Annotated in this window: 16 protein-coding genes; all 16 read left to right on the forward strand. The window is 36.3% G+C overall.

Annotated features, from left to right (window positions below; genetic code table 11):
- Window positions 1–50 precede the first annotated feature (50 nt).
- The 16 genes from KH109_RS06180 to glyS all read left to right on the forward strand — a co-directional run bounded on the left by KH109_RS06180 (window position 51) and on the right by glyS (window position 16,924).
- Window positions 51–1,889, forward strand: coding sequence for a B12-binding domain-containing radical SAM protein (locus KH109_RS06180; protein ID WP_295216839.1), 1,839 nt, complete (start codon window positions 51–53; stop codon window positions 1,887–1,889).
- Window positions 1,890–1,971: 82 nt separating this feature from the next.
- On the forward strand, window positions 1,972–2,937 hold the full coding sequence (locus KH109_RS06185) for a TIGR01212 family radical SAM protein (RefSeq protein ID WP_295216841.1): 966 nt from the start codon (window positions 1,972–1,974) through the stop codon (window positions 2,935–2,937).
- Window positions 2,938–2,945: 8 nt separating this feature from the next.
- Complete coding sequence (locus KH109_RS06190; RefSeq protein WP_119208058.1) at window positions 2,946–3,959, forward strand: PhoH family protein; 1,014 nt, start codon at window positions 2,946–2,948, stop codon at window positions 3,957–3,959.
- Between the two features lie 2 nt (window positions 3,960–3,961).
- Window positions 3,962–4,438 (forward strand): rRNA maturation RNase YbeY, encoded by a 477-nt coding sequence (gene ybeY / locus KH109_RS06195; RefSeq protein ID WP_295216846.1) that lies wholly within the window; start codon window positions 3,962–3,964, stop codon window positions 4,436–4,438.
- Complete coding sequence (gene era / locus KH109_RS06200; RefSeq protein WP_005386518.1) at window positions 4,431–5,330, forward strand: GTPase Era; 900 nt, start codon at window positions 4,431–4,433, stop codon at window positions 5,328–5,330. Before ybeY ends, era begins: the two co-directional genes overlap by 8 nt.
- A gap of 54 nt (window positions 5,331–5,384) precedes the next feature.
- Window positions 5,385–6,716: a hemolysin family protein gene (locus KH109_RS06205; RefSeq protein ID WP_295216848.1), complete on the forward strand. Its 1,332-nt coding sequence runs from the start codon at window positions 5,385–5,387 to the stop codon at window positions 6,714–6,716.
- Complete coding sequence (locus KH109_RS06210) at window positions 6,703–7,407, forward strand: DNA repair protein RecO C-terminal domain-containing protein (protein WP_295216851.1); 705 nt, start codon at window positions 6,703–6,705, stop codon at window positions 7,405–7,407. The genes KH109_RS06205 and KH109_RS06210 overlap by 14 nt, the downstream gene beginning before the upstream one ends.
- A 230-nt stretch (window positions 7,408–7,637) precedes the next feature.
- Entirely contained in the window at window positions 7,638–8,441 is an 804-nt protein-coding gene (locus tag KH109_RS06215; RefSeq protein ID WP_295216855.1) for a DUF3100 domain-containing protein, read from the forward strand.
- Complete coding sequence (locus KH109_RS06220; protein ID WP_295216858.1) at window positions 8,434–8,895, forward strand: hypothetical protein; 462 nt, start codon at window positions 8,434–8,436, stop codon at window positions 8,893–8,895. The genes KH109_RS06215 and KH109_RS06220 overlap by 8 nt, the downstream gene beginning before the upstream one ends.
- 132 nt (window positions 8,896–9,027) lie before the next feature.
- Window positions 9,028–10,347 carry an amidohydrolase gene (locus tag KH109_RS06225; protein WP_295216861.1) on the forward strand — a complete coding sequence of 440 codons (1,320 nt, stop codon included), beginning with the start codon at window positions 9,028–9,030 and terminating at the stop codon, window positions 10,345–10,347.
- A 1,384-nt stretch (window positions 10,348–11,731) separates the two neighbouring features.
- Window positions 11,732–12,184 (forward strand): hypothetical protein, encoded by a 453-nt coding sequence (locus tag KH109_RS06230; protein ID WP_295216864.1) that lies wholly within the window; start codon window positions 11,732–11,734, stop codon window positions 12,182–12,184.
- Between the two features lie 109 nt (window positions 12,185–12,293).
- Entirely contained in the window at window positions 12,294–12,677 is a 384-nt protein-coding gene (locus KH109_RS06235; protein WP_295216867.1) for a hypothetical protein, read from the forward strand.
- 65 nt (window positions 12,678–12,742) lie between these two features.
- A complete protein-coding gene (locus tag KH109_RS06240; RefSeq protein ID WP_295216870.1) occupies window positions 12,743–13,108 on the forward strand; it encodes a hypothetical protein in 366 nt (121 codons plus the stop codon).
- Between the two features lie 78 nt (window positions 13,109–13,186).
- Complete coding sequence (locus tag KH109_RS06245) at window positions 13,187–13,636, forward strand: hypothetical protein (RefSeq protein ID WP_295216873.1); 450 nt, start codon at window positions 13,187–13,189, stop codon at window positions 13,634–13,636.
- 359 nt (window positions 13,637–13,995) lie between these two features.
- Window positions 13,996–14,871, forward strand: coding sequence for a glycine--tRNA ligase subunit alpha (gene glyQ, locus KH109_RS06250; protein ID WP_039969172.1), 876 nt, complete (start codon window positions 13,996–13,998; stop codon window positions 14,869–14,871).
- Window position 14,872: 1 nt separating this feature from the next.
- Window positions 14,873–16,924 (forward strand): glycine--tRNA ligase subunit beta, encoded by a 2,052-nt coding sequence (gene glyS, locus KH109_RS06255; RefSeq protein WP_295216876.1) that lies wholly within the window; start codon window positions 14,873–14,875, stop codon window positions 16,922–16,924.
- Window positions 16,925–17,036: the final 112 nt, after the last annotated feature.

Raw genomic sequence — 17,036 nt, forward strand, 5'->3', positions numbered from 1 at the left:
ATATTATGACTAGACGGTGGCTGAGCCATTCGATGATTTAAAGGGGACCTATGAACGTAGTTTTATCCACATTAAACTCAAAATTTATACATTCCTCCCTGGCTTTGCGGTATCTCAAAGCCTACGGGCAGGCTCACGGACAGGCATACGATATAGTAGAATATACTATTAATATGCCTGTTTTACATATTCTTAGCGATATTACAGAGTGCAATATAGATGTATTGGGCTTTGCTTGCTATATCTGGAACATTGAAATGACCTTACATGTGGTGGACATGGTGAAAGCCGTTCGACCAGATATTAAAATTATCTTAGGCGGTCCGGAGGTATCTTTCACTGCCGATGAAATTCTAAATCGTTGCCATGCTGTAGACTATGTTGTACAAGGTGAAGGGGAAGAAGCTTTCTACCAACTCATTAGTGCATTACAAAATGGTAAGGATGGATTAGAAGAAGAAATCCCTGGTGTACGGGGCCGCCATATTACAGGTCTACTTATGGGATCCACTGAGGCCGTAGAGGTTAAAGATCTTAGCACTATTCCATTCCCATATGTAGAAGAGGATATGATTGATTTAGAACATAAAATTATCTACTATGAGTCCTCTCGTGGTTGTCCGTTCTCTTGTCAGTATTGCTTATCTGGCAATAAGAATACAGTGCGATTCTTCCCACAAGAGCGAACTTTTAAAGAATTACAATGGTTTATCGACCATAAGGTAAAGCAAGTTAAGTTTGTAGATAGAACATTTAACTGTGCACCACATCACCATCGTCCGTTGATGGAATTTATGCGAGATGCCAATACAGAGACGAACTTCCATTTAGAAATGGAACCTGAGCTCATGACGGAGTGGGAAACCAATATTCTTTGTGAAACACCACCAGGCCGTATTCAAATCGAAGTGGGCGTACAAAGTACACATAAGAAAACTTTAGATGCTATTAACCGATATAACGATTGGCCGTACATTCAAAAAGCTATCCGTCCTATTATTGAGGCCGGTCGTACCCATGTGCATATGGATCTAATTGTAGGTTTACCTCATGAAAATAAAGCGCGATTTGGTTTATCCTTTAATGATCTTTTCAGCTTACAACCTCATGCGCTACAAATAGGTTTCTTAAAATTACTAAAAGGCTCTGGTGTACGCCGCATGGAGGAATACCAATATATTAGTGATCCTTTAGCACCTTACGAGGTTTTGAGTACCCATGTATTACCTTATAAAGATGTACGCTTCTTAAAGCATTTTGAAGATGTATTTGAACGCTTCTATAATAGTGAGCGCTTTAGAACTGTCTTTGGCTATATTGGTAGCAAGCTCATAAAGGAACATACTGATACATCAATAACTGGTGAGGATACAGTAACAAATCATGTACCACCTATGAAAAAGTATGATCCTTCTAAAGTGGAGCCTAAAAAAGATGCTTTCACCTATTTCTGTGAAATGACACAGGCTTGGCTCGATGCTGGAAATAATAAGGTTAATTTGAAAGATATCGACCAAATTGAGTTCTTGTATAATTTCTTCTTGTCTAAAGGCGATAAGGTTGCAGCCGAACTATTACAGTACGATACACTTGTTAGCTATCGAGGTAAGGTACGGAGCGAAGCCGTTGGCTTGCCGAAACAGACAAAGGAACTTTTACAAGAAGGGGAATCATTCTGGCGCAACGAAGAGATTGCATCTCAGTATATTCCAAACTATACATTTAAAGAATGGCGTAAAATTCGCCAACAATATGTAGAAATGCCAATGTCTGAAGATACGGCACATGTATTAGGCATAGAGAATGTACCTAATACACCATTTACAGTAATTATCGACGTTAATAAAGAGGTAAAACCATTTATACGTCCTGAAATAGAGGCTTGTTAGTAACATAAAAATAATTTATCTAATTTTTGATAGTTGAGATATTACATAACAAGCGATGATTGGTTAGTTAAATAGGAGTGTTATGACCGATACAACGAGACCAAAACGATACCGCATGGTATCTAAATATTATAAAGAAGCCTATGGGGAAAAGGTTTATAAATTGCCTGTGGCGTTGCCTCTGACTTGTCCTAATAGAGACGGTTCAGCTGGCGTAGGGGGCTGCACCTTCTGCGGAGAAATTGGTGCGGGCTATGAAAATCGTCCTGCTTGGATGACAGTGCGTATGCAATTAGAGGAAAACATTGCTCACATTGGTCCTAAGTACAAGGCGAAAAAATTTATACCCTATTATCAAAACTTTAGTAATACCTATTTGGGACTTGCTGACTTTAAAAGCTATATGGAACAAGGCTGTATCAACGAAGCGGTAGGCATTGCTATTGCTACAAGACCAGATTGCATTGCCGATGAATACTTAGACATATTAGCTGACATTAGAGATCGCTTTCATAAGGATATTTATATTGAATTAGGATTGCAAACGGTCAATTATGATACCCTTGAGAAGATTAATCGTGGCCATGATTTAGCACAGTTTATTGATGCTGTATTGCGCATTAAGAGATACGGATTTAATGTCACAACTCATATGATTGTCAATTTACCTTGGGATACAATGCAGGATACCATCGAAGGGGCCCGTATTTTGTCAGCCCTTGGCGTAGATCAAGTTAAACTACATGCTTTATACATTGTGAAAAATACACTGATGGCTAAGTGGTACCAAGAGGGGCAATTTACCTTAATTAGTGCTGAAGAATATGCTGATCGGGTTGTGAATTTTGTTCGTCACTTGCATCCTGACATTGTCCTACAACGTCTTGTAGGACGAGCACCTGAAGATAATACGTTATTTACGAACTGGTCCATGGGGTGGTGGCGAGTTCAAGATTTAATTGATGATAAATTAGACGAACTAGATGCTCATCAAGGTGATCTTTGTGATTATTTAAACGGCAAAGCCGTTCGTAAGTTTATAGATTAGGAGGTTGTATGAGCGAACAAGTATTTACATTTCCTACATATGACCTAGCACAATCCATACTAGGTCAACATAATCGATATTTGCATATGATGCTTGAAGTCATCTCTGTCGATGTAGTGGCACGCGGGGATACTGTGGTTATCAAGGGCGATGAAAAGCAAGTAGAGGCCCTATATCGTACGTTGGAGGAACTGGTATTTTTATATCGTGAAGGCAGTACCATCACTGAGTCCCAAGTTCGTATTGCGGCAAAACTCGTAGCGAACGGTAAAGCTGATGCTGTACATACTATGTTTGAAGATACTTTATCCGTTAATATGCGCGGTAAAAATATTACGCCTAAAACGGAAGGTCAGAAATACTATGTAGATAGCATTCGTAAAAATACCATTACCTTTGGTATAGGCCCTGCCGGTACAGGTAAAACATTCCTAGCCGTAGCGTTAGCCGCATTCTATTTAAAAAACCGCAATGTAGATAAAATCATTTTGACTCGTCCTGCTGTAGAGGCTGGTGAACGATTAGGCTTCCTACCTGGTGAATTACAAGACAAGGTAGATCCTTATTTGCGACCTCTTTATGATGCATTACATGAAATGTTTGGCATCGAGCAAGTACAACGCTTTATGGAACGTGGTACTATCGAGGTAGCACCATTAGCATATATGCGTGGTCGTACCTTAGAAAATGCCTTCGTTATTCTAGACGAAGCTCAAAATACGACGGCTGAGCAGATGAAGATGTTCTTAACACGTTTAGGTAACAACTCTAAAATGGTAGTCAACGGTGATAAGACACAAATTGACTTGCCACCACGTGTTGTGTCTGGTCTCGGCGAGGCTGAAAAGGTATTGCGTCATGTACCTGGTATTAATATGGTTTACTTTAGCGATCAAGACGTTGTTCGTCACGATTTAGTAGGACGTATTGTAAAAGCTTACGATCAGTATCATGAACGTAAATTAGCTGGTGAGACTGCGGAAACTAACGCAGCATCTAAAGAATATGTAGCGAAAGGATAAGCATGTATATACATATTAGCTATGATGAAGGAATTCAAGAGGATTCCAATATTGAGGTTGTTATACGCAAGGTCTGTGATGAAGTGAGTCGCGTATATGGTCTTGAAGAAGATGAAATGAGTATTTTACTCTGCGATAATGCTAAGATTCACGAGCTCAATAAGGAATATCGCGGCATCGATAGACCTACTGATGTATTGTCCTTTGCCCTTAATGAAGGGGATGACTACGAAGGCAGTGAAGAGGAACATCATTTACTTGGTGATATGATTATTTCTTTAGAGCGCACTCGTGAACAAGCTATCGAATATGGACATAGCTTTGAACGAGAATTAGCATATTTAACGACTCACAGTTGCTTACATATCTTAGGCTATGACCATATGAACGATGAAGATAAAAAAGAGATGCGTACTGAAGAAGAATTTATCTTAGGTAATCTCGGTTATGTGCGGGAGGATGCACCATATAATGAATAAGAACGAACATTTTAAATCTGGCTTTGTTGCCGTTGTAGGACGCCCTAATGTTGGTAAATCTACATTAATTAATGCCCTTATTGGCGACAAAATCGCTATCGTATCCGATAAGGCTCAAACAACGCGTAACCGTATTATCTGTGTATATACAGATGAAGCAAAACAAATCGTTTTCATGGATACACCAGGTGTACATAAGCCAAAACATAAATTAGGTGAATTCATGGTAGATGCTGCCATTGAGTCCTTGAAAGAAACGGAAGCTGTTTTATTTGTAGTAGCAGGCAATGAAAAACGCGGCCCTGGTGATAACTTTATTATAGAGCAATTAAAACGTGTAAAAGTGCCTGTTTTCTTAGTTGTTAACAAGATTGATACCCTCAAAAAAGAGGAGCTTTTAGAAGCTATCGTGTCTTATCAAGATGCATATCCATTTGCAGGGGTTATTCCTATTTCTGCAAAGGATAAAGAGAACCTAAATGAAGTTCTAAATGTATTAGAAGAAACATTACCGGAAGGTCCACAATACTTCCCAGAGGATATGATTACAGACCAACCAGAACGTCTTATCATTTCTGATATTGTTCGTGAAAAAATCCTATTGGCTACACGTGATGAAATCCCTCATGCTATCGCTGTAGACGTAGATGAAATGAAAACACGTGATGATGGTACAACCTATATCCGTGCTACTATTTACTGTGAACGAGATTCCCAAAAGGGCATTATTATCGGTAAGAAAGGTGCCTTGTTGAAACAACTCGGTGCTGAAGCCCGTGTAGATATTCAAAAACTATTGGCTACAAAGGTGTACTTAGACCTTTGGGTTAAGGTTAAAAAGGATTGGCGCAATAAATCCGGCATGTTATCTGAACTTGGTTATAGAAAATAATTTTTGCTATAATAAAAACTAACTTGTTTTCCCTATTGTATGAAAGGAATTAAGATGGATAGTGTAGATGGCCTGTTACCCATAGGGTTTGGTCTTGTATGTATATTTTTAATTAACTTTTTTGTGGTCGCAAAGTTCTCCTTTGCTCGTCTTCGTAAAGAGCATGTTGAGGATATGGATATCCTTTTAGAGAAGGATAGAGAGTTTTTATTAAAACTCTATCAAAACCCTGAGTATTTTTTAAATACGACGCAGTTTTTGATTTTATTCTTTATTTTGGCTCTTGCTGGTACAGGTACCTATGTATTTGATAACATCGTAGATCAACTTGTAGCAGTATTTAATGTGCATAGTACATGGATGCACTTCGTACTAGATATACTTTTATTGTTATTAATTAGCTTAATTGTTTTAATCTTTGGTGAAATCGTACCTAAAGCATTGGGCTTATCGTTTCCAACAAAGTATGTAAATACCTATAGCCGTATCGTAGTAGCTGCTGGTCGTTTGGTATATCCGTTCATTTGGATTGCTAGCAAAATCTCCACTGTTATTTTGGACTTTTACAAAACAAAATATTTAACAGAGCTAGACCTTGTGTACTCTGAAGAAGAAATCCGTATGATGATCTCTCGAAGCCATGAAGAAGGTCAACTAGACCAAGTGGAATCAGAGTTGATTGACAATGTATTTAACTTTGTAGATCGTAGAGCTAAAGAGGTTATGGTACCGCGTCAAGATGTGGACTGTATTTTCGTTGAAGACGGTTACGATGAAGCGATGAAATTTATTCGCTCTAAAGCTCATACACGTTACCCTCTATGTGTGGAGGATAAGGATCATATCATTGGTCTAGTTCATATTAAGGACCTCATGGAACGTCCTAACCAAGCGCGTAAGGATTTGCGTAATGTAAAACGAGATATCTTAACTGTGCCAGAGGTAATGAAGTTATCTACACTGCTACAATACATGAGAACTCGTCGTATCTATCAAGCTATTGTTGTAGATGAATACGGTGGTATGGTTGGTCTTGTAGGTCTTGAAGATATTATCGAAGAGCTCGTTGGGGATATTCAAGACGAACATGAACCACACTTACCAGCTAAGATTGCTTATGCAGATGGATCCTTCGAATTTGATGGTAAGGTCCTCGTAGACGAAGTAGAAGAAATGATGGACGTTGAAATCGACGATTCCGATTCTGATACAATTGGGGGCTATGTATTTGGTCTCTTAGAACGGACACCAATCGTTGGTGATACTGTGGATGCATTGGGATATACCTTTGAAGTAACACAAATGCAAGGCTATCGCGTATCCCGTATTAAAGTAACACCTTTACCTGAAGAGGAACCAACGGAAGAAGAAAATGAAGAAGCTTAATGGTGGCTTCAATACACCGGCCATCGTAATCAGTCGAAAAAAGTATAAGTTATACTCAGTGTTTACGTTTATTACCCCTAGTTTGGGGATTATTAGAGCATCAATACCACATAAGCGAATGATGACTATGCGCAACAGTTCATATCTACGTCCTTTTAGCGCTATGTATATTACAGTCGTACCTGATGGAGAATACGTAAATGTTACACAAATCGATGGTTCCTATGTGGTAGAATCGTTAGACGTAAATCTAGATAACATCGCTTATGCTGCCGTTGCAAGCGAGCTTATTCAAGAGCTATTTGCTATGTATGATGTAGATCGCAAGGTGTTTGATACCGTTGTAAACTATTCCAAGCAAATACGACGCCGCAATGTACAGCTAGGAACGATAATGCTAGGATGGCAATTACTATCCCTTGCAGGGGTTGTGCCTAGTGCTAATGCTTTTTCACATCATGATGGTATTGAGCCATTCTGGATACAGTTGAAAGAAACAACAAATCTTAGTATTTCTCGTTCTGTAAAAGCTGGATTACCACAAATTCTCGGATATCAGTGGGGCGAAGACACGCCTATAGAACTTCCCAAAACAATATGGAAGGAACTTGAAAAATTACTATTTGCATACTGCGAGCAAGAAATTGGTAAACCATTACAAAGCGTTAAGTTTTTAAATTCCATAATTTAATGATAGTAAAAGGCAGTTTGAGAAATCAAACTGCTTTTTTATATGTTATGAGATGTTGAATGGTGATATCATTTTCCAGTAAGCATAACTAGTATATATTTTCTGTATCTCAAGACACATATGAAAAAATATAATACTGATAGACATATGTGCATCTGTATTTGACACTTTTAATAACAATTATTTATAATATAACAATGTTATATAATATGTTTTTATAGGAGGTCATTATGCAGCTTTTGGGAAATCTCAAAATACATTTTCTAGCGCTCGTGCTAACCGTAGTCGCTGAATTTATAGGTATAAAAAAACTAGGTCCTGTTGTATTATTGCCATTATTGTATACATTGGTTCTAGGTTTATTAATTTCTATTCCTAAGTTTAAAATTCTTACGATTAAACAGATGGAAAAATCTGCAGATTATATCGGTATTGCCGTTATGATCTTGATGGTAAAAGTAGGTTTAGGTATCGGTCCAAATCTTGGGATTCTTACAAGTGCTGGCTGGGCATTGTTATTACAAGAGCTTGGTCATTTCTTTGGTACTATTGTATTCGGTTTACCTGTGGCATTATTAGTTGGTATGCGTCGAGAAGCAGTTGGTGCTTGTTACTCTGTAGACCGTGAGCCGAACGTAGCGATTATTATCGACAAATTTGGCTTTAGCTCTCCTGAGGGCCGTGGTGTTATGGGCATGTACATCTGTGGCGTTCTTATCGGTGCTATGTGGTCCTCCGTATTGGCTGGTATGTTGGCACAATCTGGATGGTTCCATCCATTGGCATTAGCTATGGGCGCTGGTGTAGGTAGTGCTAGTATGATGGCTGCCGCTACGGCTCCAATCATTGCAGTATATCCAGATTACGAACAACAAATTATGGCTCTTGCTGGGGCTGCAAACTTGTTGACTACAGTATTAGGCGTATACTTTGGTCTATTTATTTCCTTACCAGTTATGGAAAAAGCTTACAACTTCTTTACTGGTCGTACACGTGAACAAGATTTAGCAGAGGAGGCAGCACGTCATGAGTAAAAGCGAAAAAATTACACAATTTGTTATCGTTATCTGTATTGCTGCTATCATTACTGCAGTAGGTAACGTAATGGATGGTAAACATCTATTTGGGGACAGCTTAATCGGCGTTGCTATTTTAGCAGGCCTTGCTACTATTGGTGCTATAATTTCTTACTTGCCATATGCTAATAAATTACCTATGGTATTCTGGGTGTCTTTAGTTGGCGTTGTTGCATCCTTACCAGGAATGCCTGGACAAGAATGGATTATAGCTAAAACTAGCCAAGTTACGTTCCTTGCCACTACAACACCAGTACTTGCTTATGCAGGTTTATCCTTAGGGAAAGACCTTGGTGCATTTCGTCGCTTATCTTGGCGCATTATTCCTGTTGCACTAGCTGTAACAGCAGGTACTTTCATCTGTGCAACAGCATTAGCCCAATTAGTACTTCATTTAGAAGGTTTAATTTAATACTAAATCATAATGTTAGATGTCTAAATTATGTTAAGATATAATTATAGATTTATATTTTAGAAGATATCTATTCATCATGATGACATGATCGACCGTATTTTATACGGTCGATTTTATAAAGGAGATAGTATGAGCCGTATGACAAAGGAAGAAGTAAAACAACGTGTTTGTAAAGCTATTGTTGATGCACAACCGCGTTTACGAGAATTGGCTGAATCTATTATGGCTGAACCTGAGTTGGGTTTTAAAGAGGTAAAAACCTCTAAAAAGGTTCAAGCTATGTTTGATGAAATTGGCATTTCTTATACTACAGGGCATGCATTAACAGGTGTAAAAGGTAGAATGAAAGGCCGAGATAGTAAATATACAGTTGCCATGTTTGGGGAATTAGACGCCATTCTTTGCCCTCGCCATCCTCGTGCCGATGATTTAACAGGGGCTGCTCATTGCTGTGGTCATAATGTACAAATTACTAATATGTTTGCCGTAGCTATAGGCCTACAAGCAGTGATGGACGAATTGGCAGGCGATGTTGTACTATTTGCTGTCCCTGCAGAGGAAATGATTGAAATTGATTACCGCAATAAATTGCGTGAACAAGGAAAACTGAAATATATGCGCGGCAAGCAACAACTCATCTATGAAGGTGCTTTTGACGATATCGATATGGCTATGCAAATGCATGTGGAGACTGCCAAAACTCCAGCTGGTGAAATGGGGCTAGGCAGTACCTCTAATGGTTTTGTATCTAAGTTAATTGAGTATCACGGCAAGGTAGCTCATGCCGCTCAAGCACCTCATGAAGGGATCAATGCTCTTAATGCTGCTTTAATGGGTGTTATGGGGGTTAACTCCATTCGTGAAACTTTCAAAGAAAGCGACTATTTTAGATTCCATCCAATCATTAATCAAGGCGGTACATTGGTAAACTGTGTGCCTGATTATGTTCAAGTTGAAAGCTATGTGCGTGCTTCTAATATTCAAGCTATTGTAGATGGCAATCATCGTGTTAACAGAGCATTAAAAGCCGGTGGCGATGCAGTAGGCGCCACATGCGTTATCAATGACCTACCAGGCTATTTACCGATGCGTAATGATGAACGTATGAATGCTCTATTACGTGAAAATTCAAATCCTATCTTTGGTGAAGCCAATGTATACCAAGGTCCACATATTACAGCTAGTACAGACATGGGGGACGTATCTCACTTGATGCCAGTCATCCATCCATGGGTTGGTTGCATTAGTGGGGTACTACACAGTGCAGAATATGAAGTCTCTGTACCTGATGTAGCGTATATTAAAACAGCACAAGCCTTGGCTATGACCATCGTAGACTTACTATACGATGATGCTGCAGGTGCTGAGGATGTATTAGACAACTTTACACCAGCATTAAACAAAGAAAGCTATATTGAACTCTTAGATCGTATTGCTAAGGGTGAATAAAATAAACCACCTATCGAAGATACATTGATTATCTTTGGTAGGTGGTTTAAAATTTTATTAAACAGTTTTTGAAAAAGTTACTAATTGTTAACTAATAGAAAGTATACCTTTATGTATAGCAATTTATTCCATTCAGATGCGACACTGTATATAGTTATTGGTTTACTACTATCTAACTATATGTTAATTAAAAATCAACGTAATAATCTCAAAAAATTTATCATTGTTTTTTTATTTAGTAATATATGGGGAGGATTAAATCTTTATTCTATGTATGAGCATATTAATGGTATTGAAAAAATCAATATATTATGCACATTACTTCTTATTTTAGCTGGTGAATATATATTTTATTATCGTTATAAAAAAGGAACATTGGAAGGGATATCTAAAATATATTTTGATATAAATAATTCTTTGTTTATTATTATAGTTGTTTCTTTTAGTATTATTGGAATAGTTTTTCTACTCTGGGAACTATTGAAGTGAATATTATGAAAAAATTATTTTTCTATGCATTTGCATTATTTAACTTAATTTCTCTTATATACAGTATGGGGTATGATTATATGACCGGTGCCGAAATCCATTATGATTTCTATGGAGCATTTTTTGTTTGTTGGTTAATATTCTTTGGTATATTGAAGGCAATTTTAAATATATAAATAGTATTAATTCAAAATTTGAGATTTGGTTAAATGATACAGCTAGCATTTTATTTGATCTTTTTGATTCTATTATTCTCTATTATGGAAAAAATAATATATGACTGTATTAAAGGTCGTAAGTTAAAATATAGATCTTATGGCCTTACTATTGTATGCTGGCTTATTATTTTTGCTTTATTAAAACTAGTTTTTGAGCTGTAAGCCTTTAAAAAAATATTACAACAGATGAAGAAGTAAAAATGAGGTGTAATAGAATCAATGAAATTAATATATTATTTTGCTACTATATCCTTGTTTTTAGCATTTGCCTATAGTGTAATTCAATATATCCGAAGATCTAATAAGGACATAAATGAAAAATATAGACTGATTAGTTTTGGTATATTTTTATTTGTGCTTTTTACAGATTTAAAGTTCTTAGATACCATAAATAAAGAATTTAAGTACTTAATTGAGTTTTTATTGTTATCATTTAGTACATACCTGTTTTCACTAATTTTTAAAAATAGTGATAATAAATGGACTTATTATTTATTTTCTCTATTTACTATATTGTTATTTTTAATGGCTATTTTATTCTCAATCTAACTTTATATTAATCAAACATGGGTTATTAGTGTATTTATATATTGTGTATATTAAAAATATAATAAGATTGATTGTATGATGAGGACATTAGTATGACTTTTATAATTAAAGAAATTGGATAATCATATATGAATGTAAAAATTGTTAAGTTATTAAATTTAATAAGGTTTAGAATAATTGGAACAATTTTTTTAGCAATTACTATAACAGGTAATGCCATTGAGGCGACTGCACCGAATGTAGACTATAGGTTTATTATCCCTATATTACTTATGGGTGGAGTGCTATTAACACCATTAATTCGTGGTCGTCGTATTGTTAAGCGTATATATAGAAGAGGGATAAATCAGTATAATTCGAGATTAACTGTATGTATATTATTTATTTTAGGATTTCACAATAAATTAGTTGGTATACCTATTGCGAAAAAGAGTATTTATGGTTGGTTATTTTTGGGATTTTGGGTTATAGGTTCTATTATCACTTTTATATGGATGTATTCAAATAATGTTCCCATATGGATATTATGCATTTCTATGATCATATCTATTTATAAAATACTAAAGTCATTATATAGTTAGGGCGTTGTCCATTTATTTGAATAGAATATTCTATATTTTAATATGATTTAACATGACTGTTATTTTATAAAAGAGTTATTTAAAGCTAGTTAGGAGATAAGTCTGCTAAATGATAAATAAGTTTGATTATACTTTTGGAGTAGTATTATTTATTTTGGTTTGGGATCTTCGTGCGTATTATAAAAATGTATTACAACGGAATTTAACTCGTAAGCAGCAAGAATGGGTAAATAATATGCGATACCCACATTTATATAAATTTACAAATTTAGTAAGTATAGTGGCTGGAATTGTTTTTTTAATATTCTATATGTTCTTTAATTTTGGATATGCTTATTTTTATCCATTAGGTGCAGTCCTAGTAATTCATTTTTTTAAAGATTTCATTAGAAATATCCAGAAAAAGGAATCTAGTACATATAAAGATGGTCGTAATGAAAATTATATATACATAGTTGGAATCATGTTTATCTTATGGATTATATTTCATTAATTTAATAATGTTATTAAATTAAACTTTTATTTTATGGTTGTAATATCTTCTTAGAAAGCAGACGAATGGAAAAACAAATAGTAAATATATTTTTACTTTTAGGTTTTAATTATTATATGATTAAATCTTGTGGTACACGGAAGGTTACAATTTTAACACTAATTGGCAACTATTTCTTAATCAGTATTTTAATAGAATCGTATTTTGGGTTACCTAAATTCATTGAGGACTTTAATGCACTATTTATGCTTGGAATAGGTATGGTAGGTACTTATATCTTATGGCGTAAAAATAAAGCTGGAACACTAACGGAGTATGAAAAAAGAGGATGGATTCTGACTCGTACTTTCTTAGCATTATTTGTCTTAGCTGTATTAGTATTCGCTTTAATATTTATATTTATGGAGTATATTTATGGGATATATATTTAGACTTGCTTTCATTGTCTTAAACGTTTCATGATATTCCATTTTCAGTTAGTGGAAAATCTGTTAGAGAAAGATTATAAAATGAGCAAAAAATATTTATTTTATGTACTTACTTTTATAGTATTAATATCAATTTTAGGTATTATTAGTTATTCTTTTAGGTATCAGTGGTTTATAAACTCTATTGTTGATCAAAAATATAAAATAGGATTAAATCGAGATATTAAAGGTTTTGCCGCTGAATACCCTTATATTTATACATATGGAGATTATGGAATTTTAATTATTAATACTCTACCTAACGGTAGTATTAAGATTTTACCGAATTATAAAGGTTTTACCCATATAGATGGTGCTTACAGTATTGATGATAGCAGTATATATAGCCTCCAAAAAGTATATGGTGATAAACTATATATTTATTCCTCTATTGATGATTTTACAGAAGATGAACAATTAATTATAGATGAAATAACAAATAAACAACCTAAGAGATTTGATAAAAATGATTGGCTTTATAAATCTATTTAAATAAAAATGCTCAAAGAAAATAAATTAGAAATTTTATAATAATTATTTTGTTTAGTGGATTTGACATTAATCCCTCTGTATTGCTACAATATTGTGTATAATATATGCGATGAAGCAGAGTAGTAAACCTCTCTAGCGAGTGAGGATGGTGTAAGCTCACATTTGGTTGAAGGCGCTGTAGAGCATTGGCAGGAACGCAGGTATCTGTTAGTAAAGGCCAACATAGAAAAAAGAGGGCGCAAGCCAAATAGGGTGGAACCGCGGGTATACTCGTCCCTGTAACGTTTTTCGTTACAGGGACTTTTTTGTTTGTAACGAAATGGTTGATTTTATGTCGGTTGTGTAAAGTGGAGGCAGCAATGACATTTCAAGAGATTATTTTAAATCTACAAAAATTCTGGAGCGATCAAGGTTGTATCGTTCAAAATCCATATGACATCGAAAAAGGCGCAGGTACAATGAATCCTGCTACATTCTTGCATGCTATTGGTCCTGAACCATGGGCGGTATGTTATGTAGAGCCTTCTCGTCGTCCAGCAGACGGTCGTTATGGTGATAACCCTAACCGTTTGTTCCAACATCATCAATTCCAAGTTATCGTGAAACCATCTCCAGATAACATCCAAGAATTGTACTTACAATCCTTGGCAACACTTGGTATTCACGCTGAAGATCACGATATCCGTTTCGTAGAGGATAACTGGGAATCTCCAACATTGGGCGCTTGGGGCCTTGGTTGGGAAGTATGGCTCGACGGCATGGAAGTAACTCAGTTCACATATTTCCAACAAGTTGGTTCCATCGACTGTAAACCAGTTTCCGTAGAAATTACATACGGTTTAGAACGTTTGGCTATGTACATTCAAGGCGTAGAAAACGTATATGATCTTAAATGGAATGAAAACGTTACATATGGTGACGTTTGGCATGCCAACGAAGTTGAACAATCCGTATATAACTTTGAATTAGCAGATACAGATATGCTTTTCAAATTATTTGATATGTACGAAGCAGAAGCAAAACGCGTTTGCGAAGCCGGTTATGTATTACCAGCTTACGACTATGTATTGAAATGTTCCCACACATTCAACTTGCTTGATTCCCGTGGCGCTATTTCTATCAGCGAACGTACTGCTTTCATCGGCCGCGTACGTGCATTAGCTCGTATTTGTGCACAACAATACCTTGCTAAACGCGAAGAATTAGGTTTCCCACTTTTGAAAGGAGATAAATAAGATGGCAAAGGATTTATTATTTGAAATCGGTGCAGAAGAAATTCCTGCCGGCTTTATGCCAAATATCTTAGGTCAATTGAAACAATTGGCTGAAACAAAATTAAATGATGCCCATCTTCCTTTTGAAAGCATCGCAACATACGGTACACCACGTCGTCTGGCTCTTATCGTGAAAGGTCTTGCTGACACATCTGCTGAAATCAGCGAACGTCACAAAGGTCCATCTGCATCTATCGCATACGATGCTGACGGCAATGCAACAAAAGCAGCTATCGGCTTTGCTCGTGGTAAAGGTCTTGATGTAGCTGATCTCATTGTAGAAGACGGCTATATTTATGCTGAAACTAAAACGGCAGGCGTACCTGCAAAAGATATTGTCACAGACATGTTGCCACAATTGATTACAGGCCTTAACTTCCCTAAATCCATGCATTGGGGCAATTTAGATGCTAAATTCGTACGTCCTGTACGTTGGCTTGTAGCATTACTTGATGAAGAAGTAATTCCTGTAGAATTTGCTACTGTAAAATCTGGTAATGTAACACGTGGTCATCGCTTCTTAGGTGCTGACGAAATTACTATCAAAAATGCAGCATCCTATGTAGACACATTAAAAGAAAACTTCGTTATGGTTGATCAAGACGCACGTCGTGAATTGATCTCCAAACAATTACATGATATTGCAGCTTCTAAAAATGCATCTATCGTTTGGGATGATGATTTATTAGAAGAAATCAACTATCTTGTTGAATGGCCTACAGCATTATGTGGCGGTTTTGAAGAGTCTTACTTAGCACTTCCAGATGCAGCTATCATTACACCTATGAAAGACCATCAACGTTACTTCCCATTGGTTGACCAAGACAGTAAATTATTGCCAATGTTCTTAACAGTTCGTAACGGCTCCGATCATTCCATCGAAGTAGTTCAAGCTGGTAATGAACGCGTATTGCGCGCTCGCCTTGATGATGCTAAATTCTTCTTCAATGAAGACCGCAAGAAACCTCTTATCGACCGTCAAGATGGTTTGACTAAAATCGTATTCCAAGAAGGTCTTGGTAACTTAGCAGATAAAACTGAACGCTTGCTTAAATTGGGTCGTGTATTTGGTGAAGAATGTGGCCTGCACGAAGATGCAGCTGTTGTATTGGAACGCGCTACAGAGCTTGCTAAAACTGACCTTACGACTGGTATGGTTACAGAGTTCACTGAATTACAAGGCGTAATGGGTAAAGAATACGCTTTACTTGATGGTGAATCTGAAGAAGTAGCAGAAGCTATTTTCGAACAATATTTACCACGTTTTGCAGGCGATGTATTGCCTCAAACTGAAGCAGGTAAAGTATTGTCCATCATCGATAAAGTAGATAACATCGTTGCTACTTTCAGCCGTGGTTTAATCCCTACAGGTTCTCAAGATCCATATGCATTGCGTCGTCAAACTATTGGTATTTTGAACATCTTACTTGGTAGTGAGTGGAACATCAGCTTGCGTCCAATTTTCAAAGCATCAATGGAATTGCTTAATGTACCAGCTGAAAAACAAGACGAATTACTTGGCCAAGTAGAAGAGTTCTTCACACTTCGTTTGAAAAATATCTTCCTTGATCGCGAAGTTCCTCATCATGTAATCGACTTGTTGTTGTCCAACAATGAATTGTCCGTTGCTGATGCTGAAGGTCTTGTAAATGCATTGTTAGCAAACCGCATTGATGAAAACGTTGAGCTTGTTCAAGCTTATACTCGTATGTACAATCTCGTAAAAGATGTGGAATATACAGGTGTTAATAGCGACCTGTTGAAAGAAGATGCTGAAAAAGCATTGTTCGAAGCTGCTTCTAAAGCTTCCGAAGCTAGCCTTGCTGCAGGGGAAGCAAATGATTACACTGCTGTTGTAGCTGTTCCTGCTACTTTAGTTCCATCCATCAACAAATTCTTTGAAGATGTAATGGTTATGGACAAAGATGAAGCTATTAAATCGAACCGGTTACAACTTGTTCGTTTAGCTTATAGTGTAATGGCTATTATCGGCGATATTAGTGCATTAAAATAATATATTTTGTATTAGATACATTAAATTTTTACAGAAATATATGAAAGAAGAGGTACCATTTGGTACCTCTTTTTGCTTTTACGAAGAATATACAAATTTTATGCAGGATTTT

This window comes from Veillonella sp. (assembly GCF_018381775.1).
Taxonomy (GTDB): domain Bacteria; phylum Bacillota; class Negativicutes; order Veillonellales; family Veillonellaceae; genus Veillonella.

Bases quoted from the DNA above. Each gene is read 5' to 3' on its own strand.
- KH109_RS06220 (WP_295216858.1), top strand. From the start codon at position 8,434: ATGAGTAAAAGCGAAAAAATTACACAATTTGTTATCGTTATCTGTATT.
- KH109_RS06215 (WP_295216855.1), top strand. From the start codon at position 7,638: ATGCAGCTTTTGGGAAATCTCAAAATACATTTTCTAGCGCTCGTGCTA.
- era (WP_005386518.1), top strand. From the start codon at position 4,431: ATGAATAAGAACGAACATTTTAAATCTGGCTTTGTTGCCGTTGTAGGA.
- KH109_RS06230 (WP_295216864.1), top strand. From the start codon at position 11,732: ATGAATGTAAAAATTGTTAAGTTATTAAATTTAATAAGGTTTAGAATA.
- KH109_RS06205 (WP_295216848.1), top strand. From the start codon at position 5,385: ATGGATAGTGTAGATGGCCTGTTACCCATAGGGTTTGGTCTTGTATGT.
- ybeY (WP_295216846.1), top strand. From the start codon at position 3,962: ATGTATATACATATTAGCTATGATGAAGGAATTCAAGAGGATTCCAAT.
- KH109_RS06240 (WP_295216870.1), top strand. From the start codon at position 12,743: ATGGAAAAACAAATAGTAAATATATTTTTACTTTTAGGTTTTAATTAT.
- KH109_RS06180 (WP_295216839.1), top strand. From the start codon at position 51: ATGAACGTAGTTTTATCCACATTAAACTCAAAATTTATACATTCCTCC.
- KH109_RS06245 (WP_295216873.1), top strand. From the start codon at position 13,187: ATGAGCAAAAAATATTTATTTTATGTACTTACTTTTATAGTATTAATA.
- KH109_RS06235 (WP_295216867.1), top strand. From the start codon at position 12,294: ATGATAAATAAGTTTGATTATACTTTTGGAGTAGTATTATTTATTTTG.
- KH109_RS06210 (WP_295216851.1), top strand. From the start codon at position 6,703: ATGAAGAAGCTTAATGGTGGCTTCAATACACCGGCCATCGTAATCAGT.
- KH109_RS06185 (WP_295216841.1), top strand. From the start codon at position 1,972: ATGACCGATACAACGAGACCAAAACGATACCGCATGGTATCTAAATAT.
- glyQ (WP_039969172.1), top strand. From the start codon at position 13,996: ATGACATTTCAAGAGATTATTTTAAATCTACAAAAATTCTGGAGCGAT.
- glyS (WP_295216876.1), top strand. From the start codon at position 14,873: ATGGCAAAGGATTTATTATTTGAAATCGGTGCAGAAGAAATTCCTGCC.
- KH109_RS06225 (WP_295216861.1), top strand. From the start codon at position 9,028: ATGAGCCGTATGACAAAGGAAGAAGTAAAACAACGTGTTTGTAAAGCT.
- KH109_RS06190 (WP_119208058.1), top strand. From the start codon at position 2,946: ATGAGCGAACAAGTATTTACATTTCCTACATATGACCTAGCACAATCC.